Source organism: Nonomuraea sp. NPDC005692, from assembly GCF_040631115.1.
Classification (GTDB): domain Bacteria; phylum Actinomycetota; class Actinomycetes; order Streptosporangiales; family Streptosporangiaceae; genus Nonomuraea.
Window position 1 is genome coordinate 82,628 of record NZ_JBEXYU010000034.1, and the last position, 15,531, is coordinate 98,158.

The window sequence follows — 15,531 nt, forward strand, 5'->3', positions numbered from 1 at the left end:
GGCACATGTGTCATTCCACCGACAGCCGGCCGCCCGCCCCGCCGATCCGGGGCGAGGTGGCAGCGCACGAGCAGATCACCCTGACCTCCGCCGACGGCACCCGCTTCATGGCCTACCGGGCCGACCCGGCCGAGCCGAACGGCCGCGGCGTGGTGATCATGCCGGACGTGCGCGGCCTGCACCCGTTCTACCGCGACCTCGCGGTGCGCTTCGCCGAGGCCGGGTTCCGCACGATCGCGATCGACTACTTCGGCCGCACCGCCGGGACCGACGACCGGGGCGACGACTTCGACTACATGCCCCACGTCGACCGGCTCGAGCTCGACCAGGTGCAGGCCGACGCGGCGGCGGCGACCGCCGAGCTGGCCGCCGGCGGCCCGGTGTTCACGGTCGGCTTCTGCATGGGCGGCGCCCTGTCGTGGCGTCAGGGCGCGGAGGGCAACGGCCTGGCCGGGAGCATCGGCTTCTACGGCGCGCTGCGCTTCATCGACGAGCCGAAGACCGGCCCCGGCGCGCCGCTGCTGCTGCTCAGGGGCGGCGCCGACAAGGTGTCGAGCCCGGAGGAGTTCGACGCCTACACCGCGGCGCTGGACCGGGTGGGCACCGCGCACGAGACCCACGTCTACGAGGGCGCGCCCCACTCCTTCTTCGACCGCTCGTTCAAGGAGTGGGAGGACATCTGCCAGGACGCCTGGCGCCGCATCCTGTCCTTCACCGAACGGCACTCAGCCTAGGTACGCGGCCCGCACCACCGGATCGTCCCTGACCCGCGCCGGCGTCCCGGCGGCGATGACCCTGCCCAGGTCCAGGACGACGATCCGGTCGCAGATCTCCATGACGAAGCCCATGTCGTGCTCGACCAGCAGCACGGTGGTGTCCAGGGCCCTGACGACCTCGCCGAGCCGGGCGGTCTGGGCGGCGTCCAGGCCGGAGGTGGGCTCGTCCAGCAGCAGGAGCCGCGGACGGTCCGCCAGCGCGCGGGCCAGCTCGACCATCCGGCGCTGCCCGACCGGCAGCGCGGCGGCGTACGCGTCGCGCAGCGGGGTGAGCCCGCACAGGTCGAGCACCTCGGCCACACGCGCGCCGCGCTCGCGCTCGATCCGCCGCCGTCCCGGCCACCCGGCCAGGTCGGCGGCCAACCCGCCGCCACCGCCGTGCCAGTCGAGCGCGGCCAGCACGTTCTGGGCCACGGTGAGCCGGCCGAACACCTGCGTGCGCTGGAACGTCCTGCGCACGCCGGCCCTGGCCCGCCGGAGCGCGGACACCCCGGTCAGGTCGCGTCCGTCCAGCTCGACCCGGCCCGCGACCGGCCTGCGCAGCCCGGACACCACGTCGAACAGCGTGGTCTTGCCCGCGCCGTTCGGCCCGATCACGCCGCAGACCTGGCCGGTCCCGGCCTCGAACGACACGCCGTCGAGTGCCCTGACGCCGCCGAAGGCCACGGACACGTCCTGCACCGCGAGCATTCACCTCACCCCCAGGTAGGCGGCGGTCAGCCGGTCGCCGTCCACCTCCGAGCGGGGGCCCGTCCAGGTGACGGCGCCCAGCCGCATGAACGCGACCCGGTCGGCGACGGCCAGCGCCTCCGTCGCCTTCTCCTCGACCAGCAGCAGCGCCACGCCCCGGTCGCGCAGCTCGGCGAAGACGTCGAACACCTGGCGCACCACGAGCGGGGCCAGGCCGAGCGACGGCTCGTCGGCGATCAGCACCCGCGGCGGGCGCACCAGGGCCGGGGCCAGCGTGAGGAGCTGCTGCTCGCCGCCCGACAGCGCGCCGGCGGCCACCGTACGGCGGGCCGCGAGCTGCGGCAGGCGCCGGTAGACCGGCCCCGGATCGTCCAGCCAGGTGCGCAGGTTCTCCTCCACGGTGAGCCCGGGGAAGACGCCCCGCCCCTCGGGGGCCAGCAGGACGCCGGCGCGCGCCCGCCGGTGCGCCGGCCAGGCGGTGACGTCCACGCCGTCGAGCAGGATCCGGCCGCCGGTCACCGGCAGGTCCCCGGCGGCGACGGCGCACGTGGTCGACTTGCCCGCGCCGTTCGCGCCGAGCAGCGCCACCACCTCGCCGGGCCGCACCTCCAGCCGCACCCCGCGCAGCACGGTGCAGTCGGCGTAGCCCGCCACGACGTCCTCCAGCACGAACAGCGGCCCGCCGGGCCCGCCGCCGGTCGCGGCCCGGCGGGGCACGACGCCGGCGACCACCTCGGCCGCAGCCGCGGAAGGCGTGGCGGGAGAAGCGCCGGGGAGGCGGCGGGCACGGTGGCGGGCACGGCGGCGGGCACGGGCCTCGGCCAGCTGGGTGAGCACGCCGTCCGGGTGCCGGGCCAGGATCATGCCGCCCGCGCCGAACAGGATCGACCCCACGTGCGCGGACACGCCCCAGGTCGCCAGCAGTTCGGGCACGGCCACCGCGACCAGCCCGCCGAGCACCGCCCCGCCGATCCTGCGCACGCCCTGCAGCACCACCACGGCCAGCCAGACGAACCCGGCGAACGCCGGCAGGTCGGTGGCCGTGACCGACCCCTTGGAGATCGCGAACAGCACCCCGCCGAGCCCGGCGATGCCCGACGCCAGCACGAACAGCACGATCTTGGCGCGCGGCGCGGACAGCCCGGAGGTGACGGCCGCCGCGGGCGCCGACCGTACGGCGAGGACGGCCCGCCCCGACGCCGACCGCTCCAGGTTGCGCACCAGCAGCGCCACCAGCCCGATCAGCGCCAGCAGCACGGCCACCCGCACCCGCGGGTCGGAGGTGTCGGCGAAGCCGAGCCCGAGCGCCGGCAGCGCCCATCCGATGGTCCCGTTGCTGAAGGCGTCCACCTGGAACAGCACCTGGTCGGCCAGCAGCGCCAGGGCCAGCGTGGCCAGCGTCAGCACCCGCCCGCCCAGCCGCAGCGCGGGCAGCGCCACCAGCAGCCCGACGGCCCCCGCGGCGGCCACCCCCAGCAGGATCGCCACGACGAACGGCAGCCCGGAGGCGAACGCCCACCCGCAGGTCAGCGCTGCCATGGCGGCGAAGGCGGCCTGCGCCAGGTTCACCATGCCGCCGATCCCGGTCACCACCACGAACGAGCAGAAGATCAGCGCCAGCACCAGCCCCTGGGCCGCGACGCCCACGTAGTACTCCGGCCCGAGCAGGGCGAAGGCCGCCAGCGCGGCCAGGCCCGCCGCCCACGGCAGCCGCCTGCGCCAGGCCGGCACCCCGGCCAGGTGGTCGGGCGGCGGGACGTCCTCGGCGGCGCTGCCCGCCACCCGCTCCCGCGACCGGTTCAGCAGCAGCAGCCCGGCGAACAGCAGGATCACCGGCACGGCCGTGCGCAGCCCGGTGACCTCCTCCAGGAAGTCGGTGTACCCGGCGACCAGGTTCTGCACGACGCCGAGCGCGAGCCCGGCCGCGAACGTCCAGGGGATCGAGCGCAGCCGCCCGAACACCGCCGCCGTCGCCGAGGCGAACAGCAGCACCGTGTACGCCGTCGCGTCCAGCCCGAGCACCGGCGCCGCCAGCACCCCGGCCAGCCCGGCGAGCCCCGAGCCGAGCATCCAGGCCAGCGCCGAGGTGGCGTCCGCGTCGATGCCCCGGAGCGTGGCCAGGCGGCGGCGGTCCACGGAGGCGCGCATGCGCAGCCCGTACGGCGTGTGCCGCAGGAACGCCCACAACCCCGCCGCCGCGACGGCCGAGAAGGCGAAGGTGATGAGCTGGTCGGTGTCCAGCCGCACCCCGAGCGGGTCGAACGTCAGGGCCGGATGGGGGCCGACGCCGCGCGGCAGCGAGGTGGCGTCCGTGGCGGGCAGCCCGGCCAGCTCCACGGCCAGCAGGCCGAGCGCGGGCAGCGCGATCGTGAGCCCGATGGTGGCGACGATCTGCGCGGTCTCCCCCGCCTGGGCGAGCCCGCGGAACATGGCCCGGTGCAGCAGGTAGCCGAGCGCGGGCGCGAACAGCCCGGCCGCCACCACCGCCGACAGCCAGGCGGGCAGCCCGGCGGCGGCGGTGAGCTCGTAGAACACCAGGGCGGCCAGGAAGCCGACGGCGCCGTGGGCGAAGTTGAACACCCCGGTCGCCGCGTACGACAGGGTCAGGCCGGAGCCCATGATCGCGAAGACGGCCCCGGTGACCAGGCCGCTGAGCACGTACTGGAGGATCATTTCAGCGGCACGTTGTCGAAGCAGGCCATCCTCCTGGCCACCTGGAAGGCCCCGCCCTCCAGCCTGACCAGGGCGCCGCAGCCGTTCGGCTCGCTGTGGTCCCTCGGGTAGCGGATGCGGCCGAACCCGGGGTTCTCGTAGAGGTAGTCGCCGTTGGCGGTGGCCAGGAACTTCTCCCTGGTCAGGTCCTTGCCGGTGCGCTTGAGGACGTCGAGGAAGATGTCGGCGGCCCAGTAGCCGATCGCCAGGTGCTGGGTGAGCGCGGTGCCGGGGGCGACCTGCTCGACGTCCTTCTTGAGCTGGGCGATCTCGGGCGCCGGTGACTCGAACGGCTCGAACATGGGCGCGGCGATCACGCCTTCGAGCGCCTGCGCGCCGGCCGGGTCCTTGAGGATGGCCAGGTCGTAGCTGGTGGCGTCGGTGAGCACGCCCTCGTACCCGGCCCGTTTGAGCGCCGCGTAGAGCCCGACGTTGAACTTGGTGCCGGCGATCACCGAGACGACGACGTCGGGCGCCTTGCCGCCGTCCGACGTCATGATCTTGTTGACGTACGGGAGCCAGTCGGGGGGCGGGGCGGCGGCCGGCAGGCCGGAGTTCACGCCGGCCAGCTCGAACCCGGCCGCGGTGAACGACTGGGAGATGGTCGTGCCGCCGTACTTGCTGCCGCTGGAGTCGCTGGTCTGCACGTAGACGCTCTTGCCGGCGGCGCCGCCGAGCAGGTCGGCCATCTGCCTGCCCCACCACGTCTGGGAGCCGGCGCCCTGCTTGGGGGCCAGGCAGCCGTTGTAGCCGAACCCGGTCCTGGTGCCGCACCACTGCGGCCCGGTGGCCCAGCCGAACCAGGGGACGCCCTGCTGTTCGAGGAAGGCCGCGCCGCCGAAGTTCGGGGCGTGCACCGGGACCAGGGCGAACACCTGGTCCTTCTGGACGAGCTTCTTGGCCGCCGCGTCGCCCTTGGCCGCGTCCTGGGCGTCGTCCTCGGCGCCGATGAAGTCGATCTTCCGGCCGTGCACGCCGCCCTCGGCGTTGGCGCGGGCGAACCTGGCCTTCGCCCCGATCTCGGCGTCCCTGGTCGAGTAGCCGCTCGCGCTGGTCTTGGTCAGCACGCCGCCGATCTTGATGGTGGTGTCCGTCACTCCCGCGCCCGACTGGGCCGCACCCGTCTGCTGGGCCGCGCAGCCGGCGACGAGCAGCGTGAGGGTGAGCGCCGCCGCGCCCCGCCGTACCATGTTGTTCTCCTCGCGACTCGGCCTAGCGCTCGCTTGGTTTCGCTGAGCGTAGATTTGCCGGGAAGGGGTGTCAACGGCTGACCGAGCAACCGCTTGCTCGCAGGCGGCGCACCGGGCTAGCGTGGGCGCATGCTGATGCGCGCGGCCGTGCTGACCGGGTTCCACGCCCCGATGGAGATCCGCGACGTCGAGATCGACGACCCCGGCCCCGGCGAGGTGCGCGTCCGGATCATGGCCTCGGGCGTGTGCGGCTCCGACCTCAAGGCCATCGACGGCAAGAGCCCGGTGGTGAGCGCGCCACCGTTCATCCTGGGGCACGAGAGCGCGGGCGTGGTGGAGAGCGTCGGCGCGGGCGTCACCTCCGTCAAGCCGGACGACCACGTCATCATCGCCATGAGCGGCCCCTGCGGGCGCTGCCGCCAGTGCGGCGCCGGCCGCTTCCACCTGTGCTCGGGCCCGCAGCGGCTGCCGACCATCATGGGCGGCCCGCCCAGGGTCACCCTCGACGGCCTGCAGACCCGCCGCTTCATCGGCATCGGCTCGTTCGCCGAGTACGCGGTGGTCACCGAGGCCATGTGCGTCAGGATCGCCAAGGACGCGCCCTTCGCCGCCATGTGCCTGCTGGCCTGCGGCGTGATCACCGGCGTGGGCGCCGTCCTGAACGTGGCCGAGGTGCCGCCGGGCGCCTCGGTCCTGGTGGTCGGCTGCGGCGGCGTGGGGCTCAACGTCATCCAGGGCGCGGTGCTCGCCGGCGCCACCACGATCATCGCCGCGGACGTGGCCGAGGCGAAGCTCAAGCTGGCCGAGCGCTTCGGGGCCACCCACCTGCTCACCGCCGGCGACCTGCCGCGCCAGGTGAGCGCGCTGGTACGCGGCGGCGTCGACTACGCCTTCGACGCGACCGGCGTCCCCGGCGTGCTGGCGGAGGCCTTCGCCGCCACCCAGCCGGGCGGGACCACGGTCATGGTCGGCAGCCCGCCCCAGGGCCACCCCATGGCGCTGGACACCGGCCTGCTGTTCTCCTCCCGCCGCCTCATGGGCACCCAGGGCGGCGACGCCGCGCCGCACCGCGACCTGCCCATGCTGGCCGCCCAGTACCTCGGCGGCCGGCTCGACCTCGACGGCCTGATCACCGAACGCCTCCCCCTCGACCAGATCAACGAGGCCGTCACCCACGTCCGCCAGGGGACGGTCGCCCGCACGGTCATCACGTTCTGAGGCGCTATTCTAATTTTCTTTGGAATAGTGGAGGTTGTCCCATGTCGTACCCCGAGCAGCGCTACCTGGCCGAGACCGGCGAGATCAGCGCCACCCTGCGCCCGGCGGCCAACGGCCCCGACCTGTCGATGGCGACCGGCACCCGCGTCCACTACCTGGGCACGGGCGGCTCGACGAACGGCGCCTACGGCCTGTACCGCTGGGAGATGGGCCCGCGCCCCGGCGGCGCGTCCCCGCACTTCCACCGCACCATCACCGAGTCGTTCTACGTGCTGACCGGCACCGTCCAGCTCTACGACGGCGACAAATGGGCCGACGGCCGCCCCGGCGACTTCCTGCACGTGCCCGAGGGCGGCGTGCACGCCTTCCGCAACGCCTCGGGCGAGCCGGCCTCGATGCTGGTGCTCTTCACGCCGGGCGCGCCGCGCGAGGCGTACTTCGAGGAGCTGGCCGAGATCACCCACACCGGCCGCGAGCTCACCCCCGAGGAGTGGACCGAGCTCTGGCTCCGCCACGACCAGTACGCGGTCTGATGACGGCTTTCCCTGAAGAGCCCATCTACCGGCACCTGGCCCGCGTCGGCAAGGCGCTGGCCAACCCGGTGCGGCTGCGCCTGCTCGACGTGCTCGACCAGGGCGAGCGCACGGTCGATGAGCTGGCGCGGGCGGCGGGCGTGCCGCTCAAGAACACCTCGGCCCAGCTCCAGCACCTGCACGCGGCCCATCTGGTGACCAGCCGCAGGGACGGCACGCGGATCCGCTACCGGCTGGCCGACGAGCAGGTCTCGCGTTTCCTGGGCGACCTCCAGCATTTCGCCCACGACCGGCTGTCCGGCCTGCGCGAGGCGGTACGGGAGCACCTGGGCGACCTGTCCGGCGTCACGGCCGACGAGCTGGCCGCCAGGCTGGCCGATCCCGGCACGGTGGTCGTCGACGTCCGTCCGGCCGCCGCCTACGCCAAGGGGCACGTGCCGGGCGCGATCTCGGTGCCCCTGGACGACCTGGCGGGCCGCCTGGCGGAGCTGCCGGCGGACGCCCGGGTCGTGGCCTACTGCGGCGGGCCGTACTGCGTGCTCTCCCCGCAGGCCGTACGCCTGCTGCGCGAGCACGGTCTCGACGCCCGCCCGCTGGACGGCGGCCTGATCGGCTGGCGGCGTGCCGGACACGAGGTCGCACGGGAGCGTACTGTGAGCGGATAATCGCCCACAGTGATGGAGGTCCGCATGCTCGCCAGAGGAGCCGTCGCGGCCGGCCTGCTCGCGGTCGTGACCGTGGGCGGCGCCGGCCCCGCGCAGGCCCGCTACCGTTACGACTTCCGCAGCCGCGAGGTGGTCATCTGGAGCGAGCCGAAGGGCGGCGCGGCCCAGCTCGGCGTGGGCCGTCCCGGCGACGGCTTCGACTCCGACAGGTCGGAGGAGCACGAGCTGTTCCGCTGCGACGACGCGTTCGACAGCACCCTGTGGCACCACGGCACCGACGCGGCCACCGGCGTCGTCGGGTGGGTGCCGGCCTGCCACCTCGACGACCCCGACTGACCGGCCGCCGGCGGGGTCAGCGCCCGGCGCCCACCGGCTCCTGCGCGCGCTCGCGGCGCGGCTCCGGCTCGTCGTCCTCGTGCCCCTCGACCGACAGGTTCGGCAGCAGCCGGTCCAGCCAGCGCGGGCACCACCAGTTCGCCCGGCCGAGCAGCACCATCGTGGCCGGCACGAGGAAGCCGCGGATGACGGTCGCGTCCACCGCGATGGCCACGGCCAGCCCGACGCCGAACGTCTTGACCATCGCGTCCGGGTAGGCGATGAACGCCACGAACACCGCCACCATGATCAGGGCGGCCGAGGTGATGACCCGGCCGGTCGAGCCGAGGCCCTCGGCCACCGCCCGGCTGTTGTCGCCGTGCCGGGCGTGGGCCTGGCGCACCGCCGTCAGCAGGAACACCTCGTAGTCCATCGACAGGCCGAACAGCACCGCGAACAGCATCAGCGGCACGTAGCTCTCGATCGGCACGGAGAAGAACAGCGTCTGGAGGTAGGAGGAGTCCATCGGGGCGTCCATGCCGACCAGGCCGCTGCCGAGGCCGATCGAGAACACCAGCGCGAGCGCGCCGAACGCGGCGCCCAGCGACACCAGGTTCATCACGGCGGCCTTGACCGCGACGACGGGCGCCCGGAAGGCGAACAGCAGCAGCAGCGCGCTGAGCAGCACGACCACGCCGATGACCAGCGGGGTGCGCTCGTTCATGCGGTCCCCGGCGTCGGTCAGCCCGGCCACCTTGCCGCCGACGTGCACCTGGACGTCCGGGATCGAGATGGCCCTGACCTCCCTGACCACCTCGGCGGCCTTAGGGTCGCTCGGGGCGTAGTCGCTGATCGCCTGGAGCAGGACCGAGCGGCCGGAGTCGTTCACCTTCGGGTCGGACACGTGGGCGACCCCGTCGACGCGGGCGACCTCGTCGGCGATCCGCTTCACGGTGGCGTCCCCGGCGCCGGAGACCTTCTCCGGCAGCTCGGCGACCACGATCAGCGGGCCGTTGCTGCCGGGCCCGAAGGCCGTGGCCATCAGCTCGTACGCGCGCCGCCCGGTCGAGTCCTTGGCCGCGTACCCCTCGTCCAGCGGCCCCAGCTTCAGCGCGAGCGCGGGCGCGGCCAGCGCGCCGAGCACGAGGACGCTGCCGATCAGCACCCGCCACGGCCGGCGCGCCACCCACGCCCCGAGCCCGGCCCAGCCGGCGCCACCGCCGCGGGTGGACGACCGCCCGCGCACCAGCGGCACCTTGAGCGCGTTGACGCGGTGGCCGAGCAGCCCGAGCAGGGCGGGCACGAGGGTGACCGAGGTCAGCACGGCGAAGACGACGGAGATGCCGGTCACCCAGCCGAGCGTGCTCAGCAGCGGGAACCCGGCCAGCATCAGCGCGCTCAACGCGATGATCACCGTGCCGCCGGCGAACACGACGGCCCCGCCCGAGCTGGCCACCGTCCGGCGTACGGACTCCACGACCGGCACGCCGTCGGCCAGCAGCTTGCGGTGGCGCGACAGCAGGAACAGCGCGTAGTCGATGCCGACGCCGAGCCCGATCATCGTGGACATGATCCCGGCCTGCTTGGGCATGTCCACGACGTAGCCGAGCAGGCCGATCACGCCGAGCCCGGTCGCCACGCTGACCAGCGCGGCGAAGATCGGCACCATCGCGGCGACCAGCGTCCCGAACGCGAAGACCAGCACGAGCAGCGCGCAGACCACGCCGATGATCTCGCTCGGCCCGGTCTTGATCTCCTTGCTCGCCGGGTTGGAGTCGGCGGCGGCCACCACTTCCAGGCCGGCGTCCCTGGCCGGGGCCGCGGCGTCGGACAGCGCCTGCGTGTCCTCGCCCACCTTGTCGGGGTCGTTGCCCTGCATCTTGACGGTGATCACGCCGATCTGCAGGTTCGAGGCGATGCCGCCCATCCGGTAGGGCGTGTCCACCTGGACGACGTGCGGCATCGTGCGCATCGCGGCGACCGAGCGCTCGACGGCCTCCTTGCGCGGTCCGTCGGTGAGCTTCCCGTCCGCGGTGTAGAGGAGGAGCTGCACGGTTCCGCCGGTGGCGTAGCCGGGGCCGAAGCCCTCCTTCATCAGGTCGTGCGCGCGCTGCGCGTCGGTGCCCGGGATGGAGGCGTCGTTGCTGACCGGGCTGCCGAGCGCGAGGCTCGCGCCCATCAGGCCCGCGGCCAGGGCCACCCATAATGCCAGCACGATCCGCCCGTGCCGCGCGCACCAGCCACCCAGCCGACCAAGAAACCGCGTCATCGTCTCGCCTCTGCCCGACGGCCGTCCTGTACGGTCGTACAGGACTACGATAAAACGGAGGACATCGGAAATTCCGGATCCCGTGGGAAATGAGACGATGACCACACCCGACGACACCCGCTCCCGGATCCTGGCGGCCGCGCGCGAGTTGTTCGCCGAGCGCGGCTACGCGGGCACCTCGCTGGCCGACATCGCCGCCGCGGTCGGGCTGACCAAGACCGCCGTCGCCTACCACTTCCATCCCAAGGACCGGCTGGCCTCCGAACTGCTCTCGCCCGCCGCGGCCGAGATGATCACGCTGCTCGACTCCGACCACCCCGACCGCAAGGCGTTCGTCGAGGCCCTGGCCGTCTTCGCGGTGCGGCACCGCGCGGTGATCCGCTTGTTCATGGAGGACCTGGCGGCCGACGACAGCCAGCCGCCCGGCTCCGAGCGCGCGGTCGTCGGCACGTTCAGGGACGAGATCTTCGCCAAGCTCGCCGGTGAGAACCCGGGCCCCGAGGCCAGGGTCAGGTGCTGGGCGCTGCTCGGGGCCCTGCAGTGGGGCGTGGTCAAGACCATGGACCTGCCCGAGGACCAGGTCACGGCGGTCATGCTGGAGTCCGCGCTGGCCTTCTGACGGGACCGCGAACGCCGGCCTGCGGCTCGTCCTGGAGACCCCGTCCCACCGCTTCCGTGCGCGGTGGGGCGGCTACAGGCCGGTCGAGGGGTCGGTGGCGGGGCCGGTCGGGGTCTGCGTGGGCTCCTCGGGGCCGGGGCCGCCGGACTGGCCGGTGACGCCGACCGTGATCACCAACACGTCGCCGGGCGCGGCGCAGGTGCCCGGGTTCAGGCTCTGGGTCAGGACGGTGTCCGCCTTGGCGTCGTCGTCCACGACCTGGGCGCGGGACCGTACTGTGAAGCCGGCCGCGACCAGGTCGGCCCGGCCGTCGGCGCGGGACCGCCCCACCACGGACGGCACCTCGACGCCCTGGCGGGCCACCGTGAGCGCCACCGTGCCGCCGCCCGGCAGCCGCGCGCCGGCCTCCGGCCGCGTCGCGAGGACCTGGCCGTCCGGCTGGTCGGAGCAGGCCCGGGTGACCGTCCCCGCCGCGAGCCCGGCGGCGGTGAGCGCCGCCTCGGCCGCCTTGCGCCGCCGCCCGACGACGGACGGCACCGGCACCCCCGCCGACACCTCCAGCGCGACCGTGCCGCCCCGGTCCACCACCGTGCCGGCCGCCGGACGGCTGTCCAGCACCCGGCCGATCTCCCGCGGCGAGTCGGTCCTGGTGACCGCGCCGACGGTCAGGCCGGCCTGCTTGAGCGCCTTGACCGCGTCGGCCCGGTCCAGGCCCGTCAGCGGCGGGACCACGACCGTGGTCACCGGCCGCCCGACCGTCGGCCCGCCGATGGGCCCACCGGTGGGCTCGACGGCGGGCGCGACGGTGGACACGCGCTCCCGCTCCGCCGGCTTCCCGCCCGGCCGCGAGGAGGCACGCGCCGACCCCGCCGGGCTCGGCGGCGCCGACGGCAGCACGGACGCCTGGCCGGAGCGGTGGCCGTCGAGCGCGGGCACGATCACGGTGAGCACCACCGCGGTCACCAGCAGCGCCGCGCACACCGCCACGACCGCCTGCACCCACCCGGCCCCGCGCCCCCGGCGGTCCTGCGCGCCCGTCCCGGCCCGCGTCCTCAGCCCGTCCGGCGGGCCCATCTCGTCCGGCGCTCTCGGGCCTCGCGGGGTCGCCGCGACCGGCGCCGTCGGGCCCGGCGGGGTCGTCGGGCCGGTGGACGTGAGCGGTTCCGGGCCGGCGCCCGTCCGCGAGCGCAGATGGTAGGCGCCGGCCACGCCGGTGACCTCGGGCTCGGCCGGCGGCACGGGCGGACGCTGCCCGGGGACCAGCGGCACGTCGCCGTACCCCCGGTCCGGCGAGTCCGGCTCGCCGAGCAGCGCGAGCAGCAGCTCCCTGCTGGCGGGCCGGTTCCTGACGTCCTTGTCCAGGCAGGCGGCGACCAGCACCCGCAGCCGCCCGTCCAGCCTGCCCAGCTCGGGCGGCGCGGTCAGGATGCGGTGCAGCACCGGCGCCACCGAGTCCTGCCCGAACGGCGCGCTCGCGTTGGCCGCGAAGCACATCGTCGCGCCCCAGGAGAAGACGTCGGCCGCCCCGGTCACGGCCGAGGCGGTGATCTGCTCAGGAGCCATGTACGCGGGCGTGCCCACGCCCCTGTTCGTCACCGTGGCCGCCGCGTCCAGCGCCCTGGCCAGGCCGAAGTCGATCACCCGCGGCCCGTCGGGCCCGAGCAGCACGTTCTGCGGCTTGAAGTCCCGGTGCACGATGCCCGCCCGGTGGATCGCGGCCAGCGCGGTCGCGGTGCCGACCGCCAGCCGCTCCAGCGCGCCGCCGTGCCGCGGCCCGGTCAGCGAGACCTCCCGGTGCAGCGAGGGCCCGTCGACGTACTCGCTCACGATGTACGGCCGGCCCTCGTCGAACCCGGCGTCGATCACCTGGGCCGTGCAGAACCTCGCCACATGCTTGGCCAGCTCCACCTCCCGCAGGAACGCCCCCTGCTCGTCCCCCACGGGCCCGTGCAGCAGCTTGACCGCGTACCTCTCGCCGCTCCGCGAACCGAGGAACACCGCGCCCTGTCCGCCTTCGCCCAGTCGCCCGGCGAGCTCGTACTCGCCGAGCCTGTGCGGGTCCCCCGTTCTCAGCGGCTGCGCCGTCGGCACGGGGCGCCTCCCCTCGCCGCCACCCCTTCTTGCTCTCCACTGAAGGCAACGGGCGGCGTTCAGTCAACAGTGTGCACGGCAATCGCCGCCTGACCGTGACACAGCCGGTCAGGAGGCCCGGGAGAGCCGGCCCGAGTACACGACGGCGCCGGTGTCGGACCGGGTCACCTTGACCAGGAACCGGTTGGGGTCGTCCGAGGGGACGATGCGGACCGTCCCGGCGTGGCACGACTCACCCTTGACCTGGCCGAGGTCGAACACGACGGCGCTCCTGGTGGGGGCGAGCCGGCCGGAACAGTGCAGGTCGGCGCCCCAGCGCATGGTGGATCCGCCGTCGGCGCGCAGGCGCAGCTCGACCGGGAAGACCCGGCCGGCCGTGGGGTGCTCGGCCGATCCCGTCCAGGTGCCGTCCAGGGTGGGGCCCTGGGACGCGCGCAACCAGAACACGAAACCGGCAACCCCCATCACCACCGCGGCCACCGCCACAACCACCTGCCAGATCCTGCGCCCCGAGACGGCGGGCGTCCCCTTGGGGGGAGTGGCGGACGCTCCCCCGGCCGCGACGGCGGGCGTCCCTTCAAGAGGCGAGGTGGACGCTTCCCCGGGCGCGACGGCGGGCGTCCCTTCCGGGGTGGGCCAGGGGGCGCGGGTTCCCTCGGGAGAGGGCCAAGGCACTGTGGCGGGCGTCCCTTCCGGAGAGGGCCGGGGCGCTGTGGTGGGGGTGGTCGTGGGGGTGGTACGCGGGAAGGGGGGCGGTGGGGTGGGGACGGCGGCTCGGGCGCCGGAGGGGAGGACGTCGCCCGTTCCGCCGTCCTGGCCGAGCAGCGCGCGCAGCGTCTCCTCGGCGTCCGGCCGGTCGCGCGGGTCGTGGGCCAGGCACGCCTCCACGATCTCCCGCAGCCGCCCCGACAACCCGCGCAGGTCCGGCTTGCCGTACAGGATCCGGGCCAGGACCTCCTGGTACGTGTCCGCCATGTACGCGTGCCGACCCCCGGCCGTGTACGCCACGGTCAGCCCCCACGCCCACATGTCCGCGGGCGGCCCCGCCGGCTCCCCGCTGATGCGCTCGGGCGACAGGTAGGCCGGCGTGCCGATGGGCGACCTGGTCGTGGTGGCGGCGGCGTCCATCAGCCGGGACACCCCGAAGTCGATCACCCGCGGCCCGTCGAGGCTGAGCAGCACGTTGCCCGGCTTCAGGTCGCGGTGGACGACCCCCGCCCGGTGGATCGCCCCCAGGGCGGTGGCGGTGCCGATGGCCAGCCGGTCGAGCGAGCCGCCGCGCCGGGGCCCACCGGCCACCACGTGCTCGCCCAGCGAGGGCCCTTCGACGTATTCGCTGACCAGGTAGGGCCGGTCGCCGTCGAGGTCGGCGTCGAGGAGCTGGGCGGTGCAGAAGGCCGCGACCCGGCGCACCGCCTCGACCTCGCCGAGGAACCTGCGCCGTACGTCGGCGTCCTTGGACACGCTCGCGTGCAGCAGCTTGATCGCGACCTGCGCCCCGGCCGCCGAGTGGCCGAGGAAGACGACGCCCTGGCCGCCCTGCCCGAGCCTGCGCGACAGCCGGTACTCCCCCAGCCGGCGGGGATCATCAGCACGGAGCTCGGACATAGGGCGTCATTATGGCACCGCCTACAGCAGCGCGGCGTAGCCGTCGAGGGCGCGCAGCACGACGTCCGCCGGGCCGCTCGGCAGGGTGGCCACGGCCTCCTCGATGCCGAGCCCGGCGAAGTAGTCCAGCTTCTCCCTGGTGGGCAGCGTCCCGAACGGGATCACCCTGGCCATCGGCCGCCCTGCCTTCTCGCACGCCTCACGCAGCGCGGGCAGCGCGTCCTTGATGCCCTTGCCGCCGATGGGCATCCAGCCGTCACCGTACTCGGCGATGTGGGCGAACAGCTTCGGCCCGGCGGCCCCGCCGAGGTAGACGGGCAGGTCGTGCGCGGGCTTGGGCCACGACCAGGACGGTTCGAGCCCTTCGACGGCGGCCACCTCTTCCCGCCAGAAGGCCCGCATGGCCAGTACGTTGCGCCGGGCGACCTCGCGCCGCCGCCCGTACGGCACGCCGTGGTTCTCGATCTCCTCGACGTTCCAGCCGAACCCGACGCCGACCACCACGCGCCCGCCCGACAGGTGGTCGAGCGTGGCCAGGGCCTTGGCGGTCACGATGGGGTCGCGCTGGGCGGCGAGCAGGATGCCGGTGCCGACGCGCAGCCGCCGGGTCGCGGCGGCGGCGAAGGAGAGCGCGACCAGCGGGTCCAGGGTGCGCTTGTACTCCTCGGGCAGCTCGTCCTGGCCGCCGGCGGGCGGCGTGCGGCGGCTGACCGGGATGTGGGTGTGCTCGGGCAGGTAGAGCGAGTCGAACCCGCGCTCCTCGGCCGCGGCCGCGAGGTCCTGGACCGGCATGGCCAGATCCGTGGCGAACATCGTGACACCCAGCCTCATACGGCCTCCTCATG

The 15,531-nt window shown here is 74.4% G+C and carries 13 protein-coding genes; 6 read left to right on the top strand and 7 right to left on the bottom strand.

What is annotated here, in order from left to right; genetic code table 11:
* Nucleotides 1–5: 5 nt before the first annotated feature.
* Nucleotides 6–734: a dienelactone hydrolase family protein gene (locus tag ABZ459_RS43405; RefSeq protein WP_357984038.1), complete on the top strand. Its 729-nt coding sequence runs from the start codon at nt 6–8 to the stop codon at nt 732–734.
* Here the strand turns inward: ABZ459_RS43405 and ABZ459_RS43410 are convergent.
* The 3 genes from ABZ459_RS43410 to ABZ459_RS43420 are packed head-to-tail and all read right to left on the bottom strand — an operon-like array spanning nt 726 to nt 5,368.
* Complete coding sequence (locus ABZ459_RS43410) at nt 726–1,466, bottom strand: ABC transporter ATP-binding protein (RefSeq protein ID WP_357984041.1); 741 nt, start codon at nt 1,464–1,466, stop codon at nt 726–728. The two genes, ABZ459_RS43405 and ABZ459_RS43410, sit on opposite strands and share 9 nt — an antisense overlap.
* Complete coding sequence (locus ABZ459_RS43415) at nt 1,467–4,139, bottom strand: ATP-binding cassette domain-containing protein (protein WP_357984043.1); 2,673 nt, start codon at nt 4,137–4,139, stop codon at nt 1,467–1,469. It lies immediately after the preceding gene.
* The gene (locus ABZ459_RS43420; RefSeq protein WP_357984046.1) at nt 4,136–5,368 is read right to left on the bottom strand and encodes an ABC transporter substrate-binding protein; all 1,233 of its coding nucleotides are present in this window, start codon (nt 5,366–5,368) and stop codon (nt 4,136–4,138) included. The genes ABZ459_RS43415 and ABZ459_RS43420 overlap by 4 nt, the downstream gene beginning before the upstream one ends.
* Nucleotides 5,369–5,497: 129 nt before the next feature.
* Here ABZ459_RS43420 and ABZ459_RS43425 point away from each other — a divergent pair, with 129 nt between their 5' ends.
* From ABZ459_RS43425 to ABZ459_RS43440, 4 genes are read left to right on the top strand one after another with little or no spacing between them, the layout of a single operon-like run.
* Nucleotides 5,498–6,586, top strand: coding sequence for an alcohol dehydrogenase catalytic domain-containing protein (locus tag ABZ459_RS43425; RefSeq protein ID WP_357984049.1), 1,089 nt, complete (start codon nt 5,498–5,500; stop codon nt 6,584–6,586).
* A 41-nt stretch (nt 6,587–6,627) separates the two neighbouring features.
* The gene (locus ABZ459_RS43430) at nt 6,628–7,119 is read left to right on the top strand and encodes a cupin domain-containing protein (protein ID WP_357984052.1); all 492 of its coding nucleotides are present in this window, start codon (nt 6,628–6,630) and stop codon (nt 7,117–7,119) included.
* Nucleotides 7,119–7,784, top strand: a complete 666-nt coding sequence (locus ABZ459_RS43435; protein WP_357984055.1) for a metalloregulator ArsR/SmtB family transcription factor — start codon at nt 7,119–7,121, stop codon at nt 7,782–7,784. The genes ABZ459_RS43430 and ABZ459_RS43435 overlap by 1 nt, the downstream gene beginning before the upstream one ends.
* A gap of 24 nt (nt 7,785–7,808) precedes the next feature.
* Complete coding sequence (locus ABZ459_RS43440) at nt 7,809–8,120, top strand: hypothetical protein (protein ID WP_352319407.1); 312 nt, start codon at nt 7,809–7,811, stop codon at nt 8,118–8,120.
* A gap of 16 nt (nt 8,121–8,136) precedes the next feature.
* Here ABZ459_RS43440 and ABZ459_RS43445 read toward each other — a convergent pair whose 3' ends face one another.
* On the bottom strand, nt 8,137–10,368 hold the full coding sequence (locus tag ABZ459_RS43445; protein ID WP_357984058.1) for an MMPL family transporter: 2,232 nt from the start codon (nt 10,366–10,368) through the stop codon (nt 8,137–8,139).
* A 97-nt stretch (nt 10,369–10,465) separates the two neighbouring features.
* On the opposite strand from ABZ459_RS43445, the gene ABZ459_RS43450 reads away from it, so the two are divergent.
* Nucleotides 10,466–10,987, top strand: coding sequence for a TetR family transcriptional regulator (locus ABZ459_RS43450; RefSeq protein ID WP_357984061.1), 522 nt, complete (start codon nt 10,466–10,468; stop codon nt 10,985–10,987).
* Nucleotides 10,988–11,059: 72 nt separating this feature from the next.
* Here ABZ459_RS43450 and ABZ459_RS43455 read toward each other — a convergent pair whose 3' ends face one another.
* From ABZ459_RS43455 to ABZ459_RS43465, 3 genes are all read right to left on the bottom strand, one after another.
* Nucleotides 11,060–13,078, bottom strand: a complete 2,019-nt coding sequence (locus ABZ459_RS43455) for a PASTA domain-containing protein (RefSeq protein ID WP_357984064.1) — start codon at nt 13,076–13,078, stop codon at nt 11,060–11,062.
* 108 nt (nt 13,079–13,186) lie between these two features.
* Nucleotides 13,187–14,686 (bottom strand): serine/threonine-protein kinase, encoded by a 1,500-nt coding sequence (locus ABZ459_RS43460; protein WP_357984067.1) that lies wholly within the window; start codon nt 14,684–14,686, stop codon nt 13,187–13,189.
* Nucleotides 14,687–14,707: 21 nt separating this feature from the next.
* Nucleotides 14,708–15,517 carry a TIGR03619 family F420-dependent LLM class oxidoreductase gene (locus ABZ459_RS43465; protein ID WP_357984070.1) on the bottom strand — a complete coding sequence of 270 codons (810 nt, stop codon included), beginning with the start codon at nt 15,515–15,517 and terminating at the stop codon, nt 14,708–14,710.
* Nucleotides 15,518–15,531 lie beyond the last annotated feature (14 nt).

Coding starts and splice junctions, on each gene's coding strand:
- ABZ459_RS43420 (WP_357984046.1), bottom strand. CDS start 5,368: ATGGTACGGCGGGGCGCGGCGGCGCTCACCCTCACGCTGCTCGTCGCC.
- ABZ459_RS43435 (WP_357984055.1), top strand. CDS start 7,119: ATGACGGCTTTCCCTGAAGAGCCCATCTACCGGCACCTGGCCCGCGTC.
- ABZ459_RS43445 (WP_357984058.1), bottom strand. CDS start 10,368: ATGACGCGGTTTCTTGGTCGGCTGGGTGGCTGGTGCGCGCGGCACGGG.
- ABZ459_RS43460 (WP_357984067.1), bottom strand. CDS start 14,686: ATGTCCGAGCTCCGTGCTGATGATCCCCGCCGGCTGGGGGAGTACCGG.
- ABZ459_RS43425 (WP_357984049.1), top strand. CDS start 5,498: ATGCTGATGCGCGCGGCCGTGCTGACCGGGTTCCACGCCCCGATGGAG.
- ABZ459_RS43450 (WP_357984061.1), top strand. CDS start 10,466: ATGACCACACCCGACGACACCCGCTCCCGGATCCTGGCGGCCGCGCGC.
- ABZ459_RS43410 (WP_357984041.1), bottom strand. CDS start 1,466: ATGCTCGCGGTGCAGGACGTGTCCGTGGCCTTCGGCGGCGTCAGGGCA.
- ABZ459_RS43440 (WP_352319407.1), top strand. CDS start 7,809: ATGCTCGCCAGAGGAGCCGTCGCGGCCGGCCTGCTCGCGGTCGTGACC.
- ABZ459_RS43430 (WP_357984052.1), top strand. CDS start 6,628: ATGTCGTACCCCGAGCAGCGCTACCTGGCCGAGACCGGCGAGATCAGC.
- ABZ459_RS43465 (WP_357984070.1), bottom strand. CDS start 15,517: ATGAGGCTGGGTGTCACGATGTTCGCCACGGATCTGGCCATGCCGGTC.
- ABZ459_RS43405 (WP_357984038.1), top strand. CDS start 6: ATGTGTCATTCCACCGACAGCCGGCCGCCCGCCCCGCCGATCCGGGGC.
- ABZ459_RS43415 (WP_357984043.1), bottom strand. CDS start 4,139: ATGATCCTCCAGTACGTGCTCAGCGGCCTGGTCACCGGGGCCGTCTTC.